Here is a 17734-nt window from a genome sequence, read left to right on the forward strand (position 1 = left end):
CGACCGTGAGGGACACCATGAGCAGCACGGAGACGATCCAGATCCCCCACCTCGGTGGCTCCACCATCGGCCACCGGTTCGGTCGGCCCTACGACCCGTCGCTCCCGACCCTGGTGATGATCAACTCCTTCACCACCTCCGTCGAGCTGTACCGGCCGCAGTTCGCCGACGAGCAGCTCTTCGCCGCCAATCCGCTCGCCATCGAGCCCTACGGGCACGGGCGGACCCGCGCCACCTACCGGCAGTACACCTACTGGGACACCGCCATCGCAGCCCTCCAGGTGCTCGACGCTCTCGGCATCTCCGAGGCGTTCGTCCTCGGCACCTCGCAGGGCGGCTGGATCGCCGCCCGCATGGCCATGCTCGCCCCCGGCACCGTCAAGGGCATCATCCCGCTCGGCACCTCCATGGACTTCGAGAGCCAGCGCAGCCGCGAGCTGGGGTGCTGGAACGGCGTCGAGTTCTGCACCCCCGCCATCGACGCCCTCGCGCAACCCGTCGGCGACGACTGGGTCATCCCCACCGAGCTCATCGACGCCACCCTCGCCGAGGGCATGGGCGAGGACGTCCCCGACGACGAGCGCGCCTTCTGGCACCGGACGCACCAGGAGAACTACGCCGGCGACGTCGGGCGGGAACGGCTCCGGATCAGCAGCATCAACCTGCGCGACCGGGACGGCCTGCACGGCCGGCTGGACAGCGTGCGGTGCCCCGTCCTGTGGCTGCACGGCACCGCCGACCGCGTCTACTCGGTGGCGAACGCCGAGGCCGAGATCGGGCTCTTCACCGGCAGCGCCAAGGCCGAGCTCCGCGTCGTCGAGAGCGGCCAGCACTTCCTCAGTGCCACCCACCCCGAGGTCGTCAACGCCGCGGCGGCCGAGTTCATCGACCGCTGGAAGTAGCGCGTCGCCGGATCGCCGACCCCGCCCGCGCTAGGCTCGCGGGCGTCCTGAACGTCCGTGTGTAACTACCTGCTGCCGGCCCGACCGGCGGATCAAGGCGGCACGCCCGATCCGCAGCAGCAGAGGTCATGTTCCGCACGCGCCCCACCACCTCCGCGGTCATCCGCTCCGCCGGTCTCTCCTACTTCCCGCTCGCCTTCGTCGCGCGGTTGCCCTTCGCGATGATGACCGTCGGGGTGCTCACCCTGGTCGTCGCCGAGCGCGGCTCGGTCACCCTCGGCGGGCTCAACTCCGCCGTCGCAGGCATCGGCACCGCGTTCGCCGGCCCGCTGCTGGGTGCCGCGGCCGACCGCCTCGGCCAGCGCCGCGTCCTGGTCCCGGTCGGCCTGCTCCACGGCGCCCTGCTGGCCGCCTTCCCGCTCGTCGTCGCGAGCGCCGCCGCTGACGCCGCCCTCCTCGCGCTCTCGGTGCTGATCGGCATGTCCGCGCCGCAGATCGCCCCCATGTCGCGCACCCGGCTGATGGCCGTCATCCGCCGCACGGTGCACCGCGACCACCGCCGGCGGGCGCTCGACGGCACGATGGCCTACGAGTCCGCCGCCGACGAGATGGTCTTCATCGTCGGCCCGTTCCTCGTCGGGTTGCTGGCCACCGCGATCGCCCCGTGGGTGGCCATCGCCGGCGCCGCCGCGCTCACCCTCGTCTTCGTCACCGCCTTCGCGCTGCACCCCACCGGCCGGCTCCAGCCCGGCGCGCAGCACAGCCGCGGCACCCAGGCGCCCGCCCGAGAGCTGGCCCGCTTCCCCCTGCTGACCGTCGTCGCCGGCACCCTCGGCATCGGGCTCTTCTTCGGCGCGACCCTCACCTCGCTCACCGGCTTCCTCGCCGCGGACGACGGCAGCGGCGACCGGGCCGGCCTGCTCTACGGCGTCATGGGCATCGGGTCGGCGGTGCTGGCGCTCGGCACCGCGGCCCTCTCCCAGCGCTTCACGCTGGGGGCGCGCTGGGCGACGTTCGGCACCGTCCTGCTCGCCGCCGCGCTCCTCTACGCGACCGCGCGCTCGGTGCCCGCGCTCGTCGTCGCCCTCGCCGTCCTCGGCTGCGGCATCGGGCCGACGCTGGTCACCCTCTACAGCGTCGGCGCGATGCTGAGCCCTGCCGGCCGCTCGGCGACCACCATGACGATGCTCAACTCCGCCGTCGTCGTCGGCCAGGCGCTCGCGGCCGCGGTCACCGGCGCCGTCGTCGACCGGCTCGGCGCCACCACCGCGCTCGCCGCTCCCGCGCTGGCCGCCGCGCTCGTGGTCGCCGCCGCCACGGCGTACGCGGTGTCGCAGCAGCGAGCAGCGAGGCAGCCGGAGCCCGTCCCGGCCTGAGCACGGCGCCCGGCCGGTCGTCAGCCCTCCCCGAGCCGCCCGCGCAGCCAGTCGTGGAACAGCGCGAGGTGGTGCTCGACGGGCACCAGCACGCCTCCGGCCGCGTAGGCCCGCGAGCTCATGCCCGGCTGGGTGCGCTCGCAGGCGGCGAAGTCCTGCTGGTTGACCCGGTGGAACAGCTCGACCGACCGGGAGACGTCCAGCCCCGCGGTGACCACCCCCGGCGCGTACAGCCAGTCGCATTCGACCACCGTCCGGTCCACGGCCAGCGGCGTCATCCGCAGCAGGATCACGTGGTCGGGCACCAGGTTGAGGAACACCGCCGGCTTGATCGTGGCCGCGTAGTAGCGCCGGTCCCGGTCCTGGTCGATCCCCGGCAGCGCCGGGAAGCCGACCGACCCGTCCACGGTGAAGCCGTCGACACCGGCCGCGAACTCCGCCCCGTGCCCGACGAAGGACTGCGCGGCGTACCCGCGGCTGAACTCCGGCAGGACGTCGGTCAGCTCGGGGTGGATCGTCGCGCAGTGGTAGCACTCCATGAAGTTCTCGACGACGAGCTTCCAGTTCGCCGCGACGTCGTAGCGGATCCGCCGGCCCAGGGCCAGCCGCCCCACGTCGTACTCCTCGATCGCCGCCGGGTCGCCGAGCCGCTCGGTCACCGCGCCGACGACGTCGTCCTCGAAGGACGGCGGGTCGTCGGCCAGGCACACCCACGCGTAGCCCAGCCACTCGCGCAGCTGCACCGGCACCAGGCCGTTCGCCACCCGGTCGACGTCGGGCATCCGCGCCAGGTTGGGTGCGGCGACCAGCGCACCGTCCAGCCCGAACGACCACGCGTGGTACGGGCAGCGCAGCGTGCGGTTCACCTGCCCCGACTCCTCGGTGCACAGCTGCGCGCCGCGGTGCCGGCACACGTTGAGGAACGCCCGCAGGCCGCCGTCCCGGCCGCGCACCACCAGCACGCTCTCCCGCCCGACCTGCACCCGCCGGAAGCTGCCGGGGTCGGCGACCTCGTCGGTACGGGCGACGCACTGCCACATCACCTCGAACACCCGCTCCTGCTCGCGGGTGAACAGCGCCGGGTCCGTGTAGTACCGCCCGGCCAGGGTCGGCATCAGGCTCGACGAGGCGGCGGGGAGGGTCGCGGTCATGAGGTGGCCTCCAGTGCGGGCCGGCGCGGGTCGAACAGGTCGATCGGGTGCTCGGTCGTCCCCGTGGTGGCGAGGTCGGCGAGGATCTCGCCGACCACCGGCACGAACTTGAAGCCGTGCCCGGAGAAGCCGCAGGCCACGGTCACCTGCGCGTGCTCGGGGTGCGGCGCGATGACGAAGTGCTCGTCGGGCGTCGTCGTGTACATGCAGGTCGCGGCCTTCAGCAGCTGGCCCGGCAGGGTCGGCAGCACCCCGGCCAGGTGCCCGGCCATCGCCGCGACCTCGTCGGGGTGCACCTCCCGGTCGATCGTTCCCGGGGTGCACGGAATCCCCCGCCGGAAGAAGGCGACCTTCGCCCCGCCGTCCGGGCCGTCGATCGCGGGGAAGCCGTAGACCTGGGTGCCGTCGGCCGCCTCGTGGATGTAGATGGGGTGCCGGTCCGGCGTCCAGGCAGCGGTGCCGCCGGTCGGCTGGAACCAGTACATGACCTGGCGCTCCACGGTCAGCGGGACGCCGAGGTCGGGCAGCACCTCCGGCGCCCACGAGCCGGGGCTCACCACCAGCGCACCCGCCTCGTACTCCCCCGCCGCCGTCCGCACGCGCACCCCGCCGCCCGGCGTCGCCGCCCACCCCAGCGCCGGCTCGGAGAAGCGCAGCTCGGCGCCGCGCGAGAAGGCGAGGTCCAGGTGCGCGGCCACGGTCGCCTCCGGCCGGGCGAACCCCGCGGCCGCCTCCACCAGCCCCACCTCGTCGTCGGCCGGGGCCAGCGTCGGGAACCGGCGACGGACCTCGCCCGCGTCGAGCAGCTCGTGCGCCAGCCCCCACTCGCGGGCGGCCCGCAGGCTCCCGGCGACGGTGCGGGACTCCGGCCGGCCGAGGAACACCCCGCCGGTGCGCACCAGCACGTCGGTGCCGGAGTCGGCGCACAGCCGGTCCCACAGCTCGTAGGCGCGCAGCAGCAGCGGCACGTAGGCCGGGTCCTCGAAGTAGGCCTGCCGGGTGATCCGCGAGCCGCCGTGGCTGGAGCCCTGGTCGTGCGCCGGGCCGAACCGCTCCAGCCCGAGCACCCGCTGCCCGCGGGCGGCCAGGTGCGCGGCGGCCGCGCTGCCCATGCCGCCCAGCCCCAGGACGATGACGTCGTAGGCCATCGTCAGCACCGCATCCGCGCGCCGGCGGGGTCGACCAGCGGCTCGGCGGTCACCGTCGCCGCGACCCGCTCCCCGAACCAGTCGATCGTCACCGCGGTGCCGGGTCCCGCGTGCCGGGCCGGCAGCCAGGCGTAGGCGATCGACCGGCCGATCGTGGCGCCGAAGCCCGCGCTGGTGACGTGGCCGACCGGCACCCCGCCGACCCGCACCGGCTCGCGGCCCAGCACCGTCGTCGCCGGGTCGTCGAGGAGGAGGCAGGCCAGCCGCCGGTCGTGCGAGCGGCGCTCGAGCGCCTCCTTGCCGACGAAGTCCCCCTTGTCCTGACGGACGGCGAACGACAGCCCCGCCTCGACCGGGTCGTGCTCGGCCGTCATGTCGGTGCCCCAGGCGCGGTAGCCCTTCTCCAGCCGCAGGCTGTCGAAGGCCCGGCGGCCGGCGGCGACCAGCCCGTGCCGCTGCCCGGACTCCCACAGCACGTCCCACAGCCGCAGCCCGGTCGCCGCGTCGGTGTACAGCTCCCAGCCGAGCTCGCCGACGTAGGAGACCCGCAGCGCGGTCACCGGCACGCCGCCGACGAACATCTCCCGCGCCCGGAACCAGCCGAACGCCCCGTGCGAGACGTCGCTGCTCGTCAGCGGCTGCAGGACGTCGCGCGCCCGCGGGCCCCACAGCCCGATGCCGCAGGTACCCGCGGTGGTGTCGCGCAGCTGCACCGACCCGTCGTCCGGCACGTGCTGCCAGAACCAGTCGAGGTCGAGCGGGCCGTTGGCCCCCACCTGGAACCGCTGCTCCCCCAGCCGGGCGACGGTCAGGTCGCTGCGGATCCCGCCGGCGGCGTCGAGCAGCAGCGTGTAGGTGACCCGGCCGACCGGCTTGGCGACGTCGTTGGTGGTCAGCCGCTGCAGGAAGTCCGCCGCTCCCGGACCGGTCACCTCGATCCGGGTCAGCGGGGTGATGTCGTACATCGCGACGCGGTCCCGGGTGGCCAGCGCCTCGGCGGCCACGGTCGGCGACCACCACCGCGAGGCCCACGCGTCGCGGGGCGGCAGGTCCAGCCCCTCGGCCAGCGGCGCGTTGGCCTCGAACCACAGCGGCCGCTCCCAGCCGCCCGCCTCGGTGAGGACGGCGCCGAGCTCCTGCTGCCGGCCGGAGAACGGGCTCGTGCGCAGCGGGCGGAGCACCGCGGGCGGGTCCAGCGGGTGCACGACGTCGTAGACCTCGACGAACTGCTGCGCCCCCCGCCCGGCCACGTACTCCGGCGAGAGCTGGACGTCGGTGAACCGGTGCAGGTCGCACTCGTGGACGTCGGTGCGCGGCTGCCCCTCGACCAGCCACTCGGCCAGCGCCTTGGCGACCCCGGCCGAGTGGGTCACCCACACCGCCTCGGCGACCCAGAAGCCGGGCAGGTCGCGGTGCTCGCCGAGCAGCGGCATGCCGTCGGGTGTGAAGGAGAAGACGCCGTTGATGCCGGCCGCGACCTCGGTCCCGGCGAGACCGGGCAGCAACGCGAGGCTCTGCTTCCAGGCGTCGGCGAAGTCGTCGGGGGTGAAGGGCAGGCAGCTGTTCGCGTGCGCCTCGGTCTCGGCCGCGGTCACCGGCATCGGCTGGTGGCCGTAGGAGCCGATGCCGATCCGGTCGCCGTGCTCGCGGTAGTACAGGTCGGCGTCCTGGTGCCGCAGGATCGGCGCGCTGATCTCCCGCACGGCGCCGGCCAGCGCCGGCACCGGCGCGGTGGTGGCGTACTGGTGCGCCAGCGGCTGCAGCGGCACCGTCAGCCCGGCGAGCGCGCCGACGTCCGGGCCCCAGAAGCCGGCGGCGCAGACGACGACGTCGGCCGGCACGAAGCCCTGGTCGGTGTCCACGCCGGAGACGCGCCCGGCGGCCGAGGCGACGCCGGTGACCCGGTGGCGGGCGAGGAAGCGCGCGCCCCGCTCGATCGCCCGCCGGGCCTGCGCCTCGCCGGCCGGCACCGCGTGCGCCAGCCCGTCGCTCGGCACGTGCAGCCCACCCAGCACGGCACCCGGGTCGAGCAGCGGGTGCAGGCGGGCGCACTCGCCGGCGTCGACCAGCCGGGCCTCGATCCCCCAGGAGGTGGCCAGCCCGTGCCGGCGGGCCAGGTCGGCCCAGCGCTCGGGCGTCGTCGCCACCTCCAGGCCGCCGACCGGCCGGAAGACCGGTGCGCCGTCGAGCGCGAGGCCGCCCAGCTTGCCGACGGTGTAGCTCGCGAACTCCGCGAGCGTCTTCGACGGGTTGGTCTGGAAGACCAGACCCGGGGCGTGGGAACTGGATCCGCCGGCCGCGAACAGCGGGCCCCGGTCGAGCACGGTGACGTCGGTCCAGCCGCGCGCGGTGAGCTCGTCGGCCAGCGAGCACCCGACGATTCCGGCGCCGATGACCACGACGCGGGGCGACGTCCTGCGGGGAGCCATGTCCATGGCCACGCCCTTCGTCCGTTGCGGCATCCGCAACTGCTGGCGGGATGCGCAACAGGGTCCGGAGCGGATCCGCACCCCGTCAAGGGGCACCGGCGTGTCGGCGCGCGTCCTGACACGGTGTTCACAACGGCGCCACGGAGCGCCGCCCCGGTGCCTCAGCCGAGCTGCCGGCCGGTCTCCGTGGCGACGGCGCACAGCCGCTCCGCGATGTCGGCGAACCGGTCGCGGGGCAGCCGGTAGGACGGCGCGGACACGCTGAGCGCGGCGACCAGCCGCCCGTCCGGCGCGCACACCGGCGCTGCCACCGCGTTGAGGCCCAGCTCCAGTTCCCCCTCGGTGGCCGCCCAGCCCTGCTCGCCGACCCCGGCCAGCACCTCGTCGAGGAGCGCGACGTCGGTGATCGTCGAGGGGGTGTACCGCTCCAGCGACGTGGCGGACAGGGCCGCCCGCGCAGCCGCCGGCCCGTACGCCAGCAGCACCTTGCCGCTGGAGGTGGCGTGCAGCGGGGTGCGCCGACCGACCCAGTTCAGCACTCCCACCGAGGCGCTGCCGTGCACCTGGCTGATGTTGACCGCGCTGTCGCCGTCGAGCACCGCGAGGTTGACCGTCTCGTCGAGCTCGGCGGCCAGTCGCTCGCACACCTCGCGCCCCAGCCGGCTGAGGTCCAGCTGCGCCGCGCTGGCCCCGGCCAGGCGCACCAACCCGAACCCGAGCCGGTAGGTGCCCCGCTCCCCCAGCTGCTCGACCAGCCCGTGGGCCTCCAGGGTGGCCAGCAGCCGGGAGGCGGTGGACTTGTGCACGCCGAGCTCGGCGCCGAGGTCGGTGGCACCGGCGCTGCCGCGGTCGGCCAGGACGGACAGCATCGCCAGCGCCCGGTCGACGGACTGGACGAGCGGAGGTTGACCGTCGCCGTCGGCACCGTTGCGCATGACGCAACGCTAGCCGAGGGCGCGACCTGCGGGCAGGGCCGCTGCCGGGCGGAGATGCCGCGAACAAGTCCTCGTCGCATTCTGCTAGCAGCCAGCTAGCATCTCGTTCATGCGAACCCTGTACCTGCGCAACGTCCCGGATGAGGTCGCTGAAGCTCTCGAGCGGCTGGCGGCGCGGGAAGGCATGTCGGTGAGCGCGGTCGCCCTGCGGGAGCTCACGGAGGTCTCCCGCCGGGCGGACAACCCCCGGCTGCTCGCCACACTCCCCGATCTCGGCGTTCCCACCGCCGACGTCCTCGCAGACATCGACGACGACCGCGCTGCGCGGTGATCGTCCTCGGCGCTTCGGCCGCCGTCTCCGCACTGTTGAACGACGGTCAGGCGCGGGCGGTCGTCGCCTCGGAGTCGCTGCACGTCCCGCACCTGATCGATCCCGAGATAGCGCAGGCGCTCCGCCGGCAGGTGGTCAACCGGACGGTGAGCCCCGACGACGGCTGGCGGGCGCTCGACACGGCGGCGGCTGGGCGTCGCACGGCATCCGATCACCGGGCTGCTCGACCGGGTCTGGCAACTGCGGGACAACGTCTCCGCGTACGACGCTTCCTACGTCGCGCTCGCCGAAGCGCTCGACTGTGCGCTCCTCACGGCGGATGCACGGCTCAGCCGCGTCCCGGGGCTGCGCTGCGCGGTCACCGTCGTCCCGCGCTGACCCACCGCTCCGGCGGTGGCCGGACGGACGACGTCCACCCCGACGTCGATCAGGCGAACAGGCCGCGGATGTCCTCGGCGGTGAGCGCCCCGGACAGCGTCCCGCCGTCGTCGTCCAGCACCCGGGAGAACAGGTCGCGCTTGCGCTCCTGCAGCGCCAGCACCTTCTGCTCGATCGTGTCGGCGGCGACCAGCCGGTAGACCATCACCGTCTTGTCCTGGCCGATCCGGTGCGCGCGGTCGATCGCCTGCGCCTCCGCCGCCGGGTTCCACCACGGGTCGAGCACGAAGACGTAGTCGGCCTCGGTGAGGTTGAGCCCGAACCCACCGGCCTTGAGGCTGATCAGGAACACCGGGGCGCGGCCGTCGCGGAACTCGTCGATCACCCGCTCGCGGTCCCGGGTGCTCCCGTCGAGGTAGGCGTAGGGCAGCCCCGCCTCGTCCAGCCGCCGGCGCACCGTGCCCAGGAACCCGGTGAACGAGCTGAACACCAGCGCGCGGTGCCGCTCGGCGACCACCTCCTGCAGGTGCTCGAGGAACGCGTCCGCCTTGCTCGACCGGATGCCGGCGTAGCCGTCGTCCACCAGCGAGGCATCCAGCGCGAGCTGCCGCAGCAGGGTGAGCGACCGGAAGATCGTGAAGCGGTTCCGGTCCAGGTCGTCGACCAGGCCGAGCACCTTGCGCCGCTCCCGCTGCAGGTGGGTGTCGTAGACCTTGCGGTGCTTCGGGTCCAGCACCACCTCCAGCACCTGCTCCTGCTTGGGCGGCAGCTCGGCGGCGACCTGCTCCTTGGTGCGGCGGCGCATCAGCGGCCGGATGCGGCGGCGCAGCGCGGCGAGCACCTCGGAATCGCCGCCCCGCTCGATCGGCGTCCGGTAGTGCTCGGTGAACCGCTGCGGGCTGGGGAACAGCCCCGGCGCGACGATCGAGAGCATCGCCCACAGGTCCATCAGGTTGTTCTCCACCGGCGTGCCGGTGATGGCCAGCTTGAACCGCGCCGGCAGTCGCCGGGCGGCCGCGTAGGTCTTCGCCTGGTGGTTCTTCACGAACTGCGCCTCGTCCAGCACCAGCCCGCTCCACGGCAGCGCCCGGTACTCCTCTTCCCCCAGCCGCAGCAGCGTGTACGAGGTGACCACCAGGTCCGCGCCGTCGACCGCCTCGGCCAGGGCGGTGCCCCGCTTGCGGCCGGTGGCCTCGATGGTCCGGACGACGAGACCCGGCGCGAACCGAGCCGCCTCCCGCGCCCAGTTCGCCACCACGCTCGTCGGCGCCACCACCAGCACGGGCGCGGTCAGCTCCCCGGCCTCCTTCGCCCGGCAGACCAGCGCGAGGGTCTGCAGCGTCTTGCCCAGGCCCATGTCGTCGGCGAGCACCCCGCCGAGCCCGGCGTCCCACAGCACCGAGAGCCACTGGTAGCCCTCCAGCTGGTACGGCCGCAGCCGCGCGGCCAGCCCGGCGGGTGCCGCGGGCGGCCCTGCACCGTCGATGTCGAGCAGCGCCCCCACGTCGCGCGCCCACCGCCGGCTCTGCTCGCCGACCACGCCGAGCTCCACCAGCTCCTCCCAGAGCCCCGCCTGGTAGCGGCTGATCCGCAGCCCCGGCCGGTCGGCGTCCTGCAGCGCCCGCGCCTCCTCGATCAGCGTGCGCAGCCGGTCGAACTCCGGCCGGCGGACGTCGAACCAGGTGCCGCTGGGCAGCAGCAGGTGCTCCTCCCCCGCCGCCAGCGCCGCGAACAGCGGGGCGAACGGGATCTCCTCGCCGTCCACGCTCACGGTCACGCCGAGGTCGAACCAGTCGCCGTCCTCCCTGTCGGTGGCCGACACCGCCACCACCGGCGCGGCCTCGGACCGCCGGTAGCCCACCGGCTCACCGGTCTCCTCGACGAGCACGCCGGCCTCCGCCAGCCGGGGCAGGAGATCGGTGACGAGGACGACGACGTCCATCCCGGCGAGCTCGGCCCGCTCGATCGGCCGTGGCCGCGGGCCGACGTGCCAGAGCCGCAGCAGCCGCTCCGGCGGAGCGGGCAGGTCACGCAGCAGCTCCTCCTCCGCGGCGACGTCGCGCCCCGGATCGGGCGCGGCACCGGCCTCGCGCGCCAGCGGCAGCCGGGGGCCGTCGTCGCCGTAGCGCACCGACCAGATGAGCCGTGCTCGCTGGCCGGGCAGGTGCTCGACGGCGAGGTCCAGCCGCGGTGCCACCACCTCCGGCAGCTCCACCGACCCGTCCGACGAGCGCACCGGCAGCGCGCGGCGCAGCGCCGGGTAGAAGGCGGTCAGGAAGCGGTCGCGGTCGGCCGCCGGCACCCGCACCGGCCCACTGCCCGCCAGCCGCTGCGCGCTCCGGGGCACCCGCTGCAGCGGCACGAGCACCAGCCCGTCGTGCGGGACGAGACCCGGCGGGACGCCGTCGGCGTCGGGAGCCAGGGCGGCGCCGTGCGGAGGGCTGCCCAGCAGCAGCACCGACTCGGCCGGGACGCGCACGTCGTCGCCCAGCTCCACGATGGCCTCCACCCGCAGCTCGCCGCCCTCCTCGCGGACGTCCACGGCCAGCTCCCCCGGCGCGCCGACCCGCACCGGCCCACCCCTCTTCGTGAGCAGGGGCACGCCGTCCTCCACCGCCTGCCGCAGCGCCGGCCACAGCGCCGGACCGAAGTCCTCCAGCAGCACCGGCGGTTCCCCGGAGCCGTAGTAGTAGCCGGGTGGGTCCGCGGCCTGGTGCGCCTGGTGCAACCCGCGCAACGCTGCCACGTGCGCGAGGTCGCGCCCGGAGAAGTAGTCGTGCTCGAGGTTCCGCCATGACACCCCGGTGCGGACCCAGCGCCCCTTCGCGCCGGGCACGACCGGCCGCAGCCGCACCGACGCCGGGCCGGGTCCGGCAGCCCGCTCGACGTCGAACTGCAGGCCGACCGGGGTACTGCCCCCGGACGGCGCGGCCTGCACCAGGTCGCCGAGGACGAGTTCCCAGTCGGGGGTGCGGGCCACCGGCGGTGCAGCCGAGACGGCGAGCCGGACGGTCAGGAGCACCGCCGCGACGTGCTTGCAGCCGTACCCGACGGGGCAGCTGCACTCGCCCCACCACCGGGCGCCCGCGGCGTCGTGCTGCGCCACGGTCCGGTAGATCCGGCGCTGGTTGCCGACCACGATCGCCGTGAGCTCGCCGGTCGTGCGCGAGCGGGTGATCTCCGAGACCCGGCCCTCCCGCGCGTAGGCGACGCCGCGGCGCCACGCGTCGTCCCCGACCGACCGGCGGATGACCGCATCGGAGAGCGCCGGGCGCAGCTCGTCGAACACCACTGGAGGCTATCGACGCCGACGACCGTCCCGGGCGGTCGTCCACAACCGGAGCCAGAGGCGGTTTCGCTGCCCCACGGTTCGGGGCAGTCGGGATCCCATGGCTGCACACGACGTCGTGATCATCGGCAGCGGGATCAACTCCCTCGTCGCCGGCGCCACCCTGGCCAAGGCCGGGCGGGACGTCGGCATCTACGAACGCGCACCCCGCCTCGGCGGGGCGATCCGCACCGAGACCGACACCCCGGCGCCGGGCTACACCACCGACCTCTTCTCCTGCTGGCACCCGCTGTTCGTCGGCGGCCCGGCCTACCCGGCGCTCGCCGACGACCTCGCCGCCCGCGGCGTCGTCTACCGCAACACCGACCTGCCCGCCGCGGCCGCGCTGCGCGACGGGTCGACGGCGGTGCTCTCCACCGACGCCGATGTCACCGCCGCCGAGTTCGACCGGCTCGCCCCCGGCGACGGCGACGCCTGGCGCTCCTTCCTCGAGGAGTTCGGCAGCAAGGCCGGCATCGCGTTCGGCGCGCTGGGCACCGAGCTGCTGTCGCTGGACGGGCTGAAGCTCGCCGGCCAGGCGGTCCGCCAGCTCGGCCCGCGCGGGCTGCAGCAGTTCGGCGCCGAGGGCCTGGAGTCCGCCCGCACCTGGCTGTCCGGAACGTTCGACTCCCCCGCCGTGCACGGCCTGCTCTCCCCGTGGGTCGGGCACGAGGGGCTGGGGCCGGACGACGCGTTCAGCGGGTTCATCAACAAGGTCATCGCGCTGGCGCTGGCCCAGGGCGGCTGCCCGGTGCCCGAGGGCGGCGGGGTGCGGGTCGTCGAGGCGCTGGCCGGCATCGTCACCGATGCCGGCGGCAGCACCCGCACCGACGCCGACGTCGTCGCCGTCCAGACCACCGACGGGCGGGCCACCGGCGTGCGGCTGGCCGACGGCGAGGTGGTGACCGCCCGGGAGGCGGTGCTGGCCAGCGTCACCCCGCAGTCGCTCTACCTGGACCTGCTGGACGGCGTCGCGGCGGTGCCCGACCGGGTGCGGGAGGCGGCCCGCGGCTACCGCTACGGCCGCGGCGACATGCAGATCCACCTGGCGCTGTCCGAGCCGCCGCGGTGGGTGGAGGACCACGACCGGTTGTCGCGGGCGGCGATCGTGCACGTCAGCGACGGGCTGGACAGCGTGAGCCGTGCGGTCAACGAGGCGCAGCGTCACCTGCTGCCCGTCCACCCGACGATCGTCGCCGGGCAGCCCGCCGCGCTGGACCCCACCCGGGTGCCCGACGGCGCCGGCGTGCTGTGGTTGCAGCTGCAGGAGACCCCGGGCCGGCCGACGGGCGATGCCGCCGGGAGCATCGACGTCGGCGACGGCACCTGGACCGAGGAGCTGCGCGAGCGGTACGCCGACCGGGTGGTCGAGGAGCTCTCCCGCCACATGACCAACCTGGACTCCGCGCTCACCGCCCGGCGGGTGCTCTCCCCGGCGGACCTGCAGTCCTGGAACCGCAACCTGGTCGACGGCGACCCGTACTCCGGCGCCTGCACCATCGACCAGTTCCTGCTCTGGCGGCCCACCCCGCAGACCCGCGGGCACCGCACCGCCGTCGACGGGCTGTGGCACATCGGCGCCTCCACCCACCCCGGCCCGGGTCTGGGCGGGGCCAGCGGGCTGCTGGCCGCGCAGCAGGTGATCCGGGACGCGAAGCCCGGGCTGCTCGCGGCCGGGCGGCGGGCGCTGGGCGGCTGAGCCCCGGTTCCGGGAACGCCGGCACCCGGCGGAGCCGGACCGTCGGTGGGCGCCGGTAGCGTCCGCCGCGATGGCGAAGAACAAGAAGCGGGCTCGGTCCCGCCAGAAGCAGCGGCGGCGCACGACGCCGGAGGTCGGCCTGCTCGATGCGCTGAGCGCGGGCATCGAGGCGCCCACCCCGGGGCCCCTCCTGGGCATCGTGAGCCTGGCGCTCTCCGTGGCCGCGGCCGACGACGACCCCGCAGCAGCGTTCGGCACCCTGGTCCGCAGCTTCTCCGCCGCGGACCGGGTCGAGACGTCGGCCGCCCTGCTGGCGATCGCCACCCTGACCGTGGATCCCGACCTGCGCCGGCGGGTGCGCCGCGAGATCGCCGAGCGCGGTCACGTCCTGCCCCAGTGGCTGGCCGAGCTGCACCGGTCCGAGCCGGTCGACCGGGCCGTCGAGGTGAGCACGGTGTTCCGGGACGTCGACGAGCTGCTCGTGGGCGTCACCGTGCCCGGAGGCGGGCCGCTCACCGCCGTCATCGCCGTGAACAACGAGTTCGGGGCCGTCGCCACCGACGGGTACGTCGTCGGCGCACCGCTCGACGAGGTCGTCGGCCTGATGGTCGAGGGCGACGACCCGGATCTCCGCGTGCGCGACATCTCCCCCGCCGACGCCCGCGCCCGCCTGACCCACGCCCTCTCCGGCATCGACCGCCGCCCGCTGCGGCTCGCCTCCGAGCAGCTGACCGAGGCACGCCCGCTGGTGGAGTGGATGCTGTCGCTGCTCCCCGAGGGCGGCCAGGACACCGAGCTCCGGGAGTTGTCCGAGGAGGAGCTCGACGGCATCGCCGAGGCGTTCCTCGCCTCGCCCTCCGGCCCCCCGTGGGCCCGGAGCGAACTCCGCCCGCTCGTCGACGAGGTCCTCGCGGTGGGGAGCGGGAACGGCATCGGCGATCCCCTCGTCTGGAGCCGCAGGAACGTCCGGGCGCTGCTCGACCTCGAACAGGGGTTCCTGGATCCCGCCGTGCTGCACGTCGAGCGGATCCCGGAGCTGCTCAGCGACCTGATCCGCTACGGGCACGCCGAGCGCGGCCTCCGCCCGCAGCTCACCGCCGACGCGCTCTCCGAGGTCGACGCGCGCGCCGACGCCTTCCGGGCAGCCCTGCGTGCCCTGGCGGACGACGAGGCCTGACGAGGCGGTCCAGGCGGCGGTGACCGGCGCGCTGCGCCCCCGAACCCGTCGCCGTACGGTCGGGCATGGCCGCTCGTCAGGTGTCCCGCGAGTTCGAGGAGCTGCTCGCCCGGAGGGTCCAGGCGGACCTCATCCAGCGCGAGACCGCGCTCCGCCGGGATCTCCTCAAGCTGGCCCGCACCCATCCGGGCAGGGCCACGTCCGTCGTGGAGCGGGCCGTGCGGGGCGCCGTCCGCCGCAGCAAGCTCCCCCTCACGACCGCCACCGTGCGGAGCCTCGCTGAGCTCATCCGCCAGGGAGACGAGGCCTCGCCACCCCGACGGCGCAGCTGGTTCTGACGGGACCTCAGATCCGCACGGAGCCCGAGTACGTCCCGCCCGCGCCGGCCGTCGCCTCCACCCGGAGCAGCCCGCGCGCGTCACCGGAGAGCAGCATCAGGCCGCGCACCTCGCCGCCGACCCGCGTGATCCCGGTGTAGAGCAGCCGCGCGTCGGCCGGTTCCCCCGCCACGGTGCCGGTGAAGGTGCCGGAGAAGAGGAAGACGTCGGCGAACGTGCCGGGCGGGACGGCGAACGCCTGGTCGCACGGCGCGTCGACGGCGATCCGGATCGTGCCGGGCGCCGTCCCCTCGAGCGTGCCCTCGAAGGCGAGCGTCACCGGGACGGTCGCCAGGCACCGGTCCCCCGGCAGCGGCTGCAGGTCGGGAGCCTCGGTGAGGGCGACCGTGAACGCGCCGTCGGCCGGCACCCGGGTGGACGCGGCGGCCGGGGCGACGCCGAGCCCGACCAGCGCGCCGCACAGCAGCACAGCGAGCAACAACCTGCGCATGCCGAAACGCTACGAGCGCTTCACTTTGCGCCCCAGAGACCTAGTGCCCCGGACAGCGGGACGCCGCGCCGACCAGGACCCGGCTCACACGCCGACGTGCGCCAGCGCCTGCAGCAGCAGCGCGCTCTGCCCGTTCGCGAGCTCCGCCAGGACGGTGGCCTCCCGCACCTCGTCCGGGCTGAACCAGGTGAGCTCCAGGGCGTCCTGCTGCGGCGAGCAGTCGCCCTCCACCGGCACCACGTACGCCAGCGACACCGCGTGCTGCCGCGGGTCGTGGAACGGCGTCACCCCCGGCGTCGGGAAGTACTCGGCGACGGTGAACGGCTGCGGCGCGGGCGGGACGCGCGGCAGCGCCAGCGGGCCGAGGTCCTTCTCCAGATGCCGTAGCAGCGCCGCACGCACCCGCTCGTGGTACAGCACCCGCCCCGACACCAGCGCCCGCTTGATCTGCCCGTCCTCGCCGGCCCGCAGCAGCAGCCCGATCGAGGTCACCGTGCCCTGCTCGTCGACCCGCACCGGCACCACGTCGACGTACAGGATCGGCAGCCGCTCGCGCGCCGCGTCCATCTCCTCGCGGGCCAGCCAGCCCGCGCCTGTCGCCGTCGTCAGCTCGGTCATGGCACCTGTCTAGCCGACGCACCCGGCCGCCCGACACCCGCGCGCCCGGACCGAGGACGTGCTCCCGGTCACGCCGCCCCTTTTCCTTCCGCACCCCCCGGAGCAGGTAGACCACCCTGACCGCCGCCGTCACGGGGACCGTCACCCACCCGCTCGCACGGCTCACCGCCGAGGAGATCACCGCCGCGACGGGGATCGTCCGCGCCGCAGGTCTCTGCGCCGACTCCGGCACTTTCGTCTACGTCGGCCTGAGGAGCCGCACGAGGCGCGGGTGCTGGCCTGGCAGCCGGGCGACGCCGTCCAGCGCCGCGTCCGGGCGCTGCTGCCCGACCGGGCCACCGGTGCCGGCCGCGACGTCACCGTCTCGCTGACCACCGGCGCCGTCGTCCGGGACTCGCGGTCGTTCCGCCCGGCTGACCAGCGGGAACTGTCGTAGGTCGTGTCTACGGTCGCGGGCATGGAGGACGACGGGGTGCCGGGGCCGCTCGACGGCGTACCGATGCCGCTGCTGCCCGGTGAGGTGGTGCCGCCGGCGTCGGCCGAGTTCGAGCTGGTGTGCGACATCTGGTCGGCCGATGCCCACATGGCCCGGGAGTACGCCCGGCAGGCGGCCGCCATCGCCGAGCTGGCGCGTCGGCGCTCGGTGGAGCGGGATGCCGACTACGGCCCCCGCGGCGGCCCGGGGCCGGATTCCCGGGCGGCGCGGCCGGCCGCGCTGGCCGACGTCTCCGACGACTTCGTCTCCGAACTGGCGGTGATCCGCGGCTGCTCGGAGGCCGAGGCCGGCCGCCTGGCCGCCGAGTCGATCCTGCTCACCACCAAGCTCGCGCCCACGTGGGCGGAGCTGTTCGCCGGGCGGCTGAGCATCCGCAAGGCACGGATCCTGCTCGACCTGCTCGGCGACGCCCCCGACGCCGTCGCCGCCGGAGTGCAGGCGCGGGTGCTCCCCGGTGCCGCGGACTGCCCGCCGTCCCGGCTGGGTGACCGGGTCCGCTACCACCTCTACCGGGTGGACGCCGAGGCCAAAGAACGCCGCCGGAAGGACGCCGAGCGCAGAGCCGACGTGCACGTCCAGCGCACCGCCGACGACCTGGGCCGGCTGATCATCGAGGGCCCGCTGCCGGCGGTGCACGCAGCCCGCGACGCGGTCGACCAGTACGCGCGGTGGATGCGCGCCGACGGCGACGACCGGCCCATCGGCGTGCTGCGGTCGGCGGCGGCGCTGGACCTGATCCTGCGGCCGTGGGACACCAGCCGCCCACCGGTGACCGCGCACCTGACCCTCCACGCCGCGCTGCCCTCGCTGCGGCCCGACGCACCCGCCGGCGCCGCGCCGGCGGAGCTGGACGGGCAGCTGATCTCCGCCGCCCAGTGCCGGGAACTGCTCGACTCCCTGGACATGCTCGGCCTGTCCGCGGCACCGGCCGGCGGGTC

General features: G+C 75.0%; 15 protein-coding genes. 8 read left to right on the forward strand and 7 right to left on the reverse strand.

Annotated elements, in window-relative coordinates:
• The first annotated feature begins 17 nt into the window (after positions 1-17).
• Both BMW62_RS20945 and BMW62_RS20950 read left to right on the forward strand, forming a co-directional pair.
• Positions 18-902, forward strand: a complete 885-nt coding sequence (locus tag BMW62_RS20945; RefSeq protein WP_091935307.1) for an alpha/beta fold hydrolase — start codon at positions 18-20, stop codon at positions 900-902.
• A 128-nt stretch (positions 903-1030) separates the two neighbouring features.
• Positions 1031-2278, forward strand: a complete 1248-nt coding sequence (locus BMW62_RS20950) for an MFS transporter (RefSeq protein ID WP_091935309.1) — start codon at positions 1031-1033, stop codon at positions 2276-2278.
• A gap of 20 nt (positions 2279-2298) precedes the next feature.
• On the opposite strand, the gene BMW62_RS20955 is transcribed toward BMW62_RS20950, so the two are convergent.
• The 4 genes from BMW62_RS20955 to BMW62_RS20970 form a co-directional block, all read right to left on the reverse strand.
• Positions 2299-3429, reverse strand: coding sequence for an aromatic ring-hydroxylating oxygenase subunit alpha (locus tag BMW62_RS20955; protein ID WP_091935311.1), 1131 nt, complete (start codon positions 3427-3429; stop codon positions 2299-2301).
• Entirely contained in the window at positions 3426-4577 is a 1152-nt protein-coding gene (solA, locus tag BMW62_RS20960) for an N-methyl-L-tryptophan oxidase (protein ID WP_091935329.1), read from the reverse strand. Before solA ends, BMW62_RS20955 begins: the two co-directional genes overlap by 4 nt.
• A gap of 2 nt (positions 4578-4579) precedes the next feature.
• A complete protein-coding gene (locus BMW62_RS20965; protein ID WP_244524200.1) occupies positions 4580-7039 on the reverse strand; it encodes a GcvT family protein in 2460 nt (819 codons plus the stop codon).
• A gap of 128 nt (positions 7040-7167) precedes the next feature.
• Positions 7168-7941, reverse strand: coding sequence for an IclR family transcriptional regulator (locus BMW62_RS20970; protein ID WP_091935313.1), 774 nt, complete (start codon positions 7939-7941; stop codon positions 7168-7170).
• A gap of 109 nt (positions 7942-8050) precedes the next feature.
• Between BMW62_RS20970 and BMW62_RS20975 the strand changes: the two genes are divergently transcribed.
• On the forward strand, positions 8051-8272 hold the full coding sequence (locus BMW62_RS20975; RefSeq protein WP_091935315.1) for a FitA-like ribbon-helix-helix domain-containing protein: 222 nt from the start codon (positions 8051-8053) through the stop codon (positions 8270-8272).
• A gap of 427 nt (positions 8273-8699) precedes the next feature.
• Here the strand turns inward: BMW62_RS20975 and BMW62_RS20985 are convergent, their stop codons facing one another.
• On the reverse strand, positions 8700-11939 hold the full coding sequence (locus BMW62_RS20985) for a DEAD/DEAH box helicase (RefSeq protein ID WP_091935332.1): 3240 nt from the start codon (positions 11937-11939) through the stop codon (positions 8700-8702).
• Positions 11940-12039: 100 nt separating this feature from the next.
• Between BMW62_RS20985 and BMW62_RS20990 the strand changes: the two genes are divergently transcribed.
• The 3 genes from BMW62_RS20990 (at position 12040) to BMW62_RS21000 (ending at position 15192) form a co-directional block, all read left to right on the forward strand.
• Positions 12040-13677 (forward strand): phytoene desaturase family protein, encoded by a 1638-nt coding sequence (locus BMW62_RS20990; protein WP_091935316.1) that lies wholly within the window; start codon positions 12040-12042, stop codon positions 13675-13677.
• 70 nt (positions 13678-13747) lie between these two features.
• Positions 13748-14854, forward strand: coding sequence for a hypothetical protein (locus BMW62_RS20995; protein WP_091935318.1), 1107 nt, complete (start codon positions 13748-13750; stop codon positions 14852-14854).
• A gap of 65 nt (positions 14855-14919) precedes the next feature.
• Positions 14920-15192, forward strand: coding sequence for a hypothetical protein (locus BMW62_RS21000; protein WP_091935320.1), 273 nt, complete (start codon positions 14920-14922; stop codon positions 15190-15192).
• Positions 15193-15199: 7 nt separating this feature from the next.
• On the opposite strand, the gene BMW62_RS21005 is transcribed toward BMW62_RS21000, so the two are convergent.
• The gene (locus BMW62_RS21005; protein ID WP_139206338.1) at positions 15200-15682 is read right to left on the reverse strand and encodes a hypothetical protein; all 483 of its coding nucleotides are present in this window, start codon (positions 15680-15682) and stop codon (positions 15200-15202) included.
• An 84-nt stretch (positions 15683-15766) separates the two neighbouring features.
• A complete protein-coding gene (locus BMW62_RS21010; RefSeq protein WP_091935324.1) occupies positions 15767-16300 on the reverse strand; it encodes an NUDIX hydrolase family protein in 534 nt (177 codons plus the stop codon).
• A 271-nt stretch (positions 16301-16571) separates the two neighbouring features.
• Here BMW62_RS21010 and BMW62_RS22865 point away from each other — a divergent pair, with 271 nt between their 5' ends.
• Together BMW62_RS22865 and BMW62_RS21015 are read left to right on the forward strand one after the other, a co-directional pair.
• The gene (locus tag BMW62_RS22865) at positions 16572-16736 is read left to right on the forward strand and encodes a hypothetical protein (RefSeq protein ID WP_170852504.1); all 165 of its coding nucleotides are present in this window, start codon (positions 16572-16574) and stop codon (positions 16734-16736) included.
• Positions 16737-16757: 21 nt separating this feature from the next.
• A partial coding sequence (locus tag BMW62_RS21015) for a 13E12 repeat family protein (RefSeq protein WP_139206339.1) occupies positions 16758-17734 on the forward strand: 977 nt, incomplete at its 3' end.

Source organism: Blastococcus sp. DSM 46786, from assembly GCF_900109665.1.
Lineage (GTDB): Bacteria > Actinomycetota > Actinomycetes > Mycobacteriales > Geodermatophilaceae > Blastococcus > Blastococcus carthaginiensis.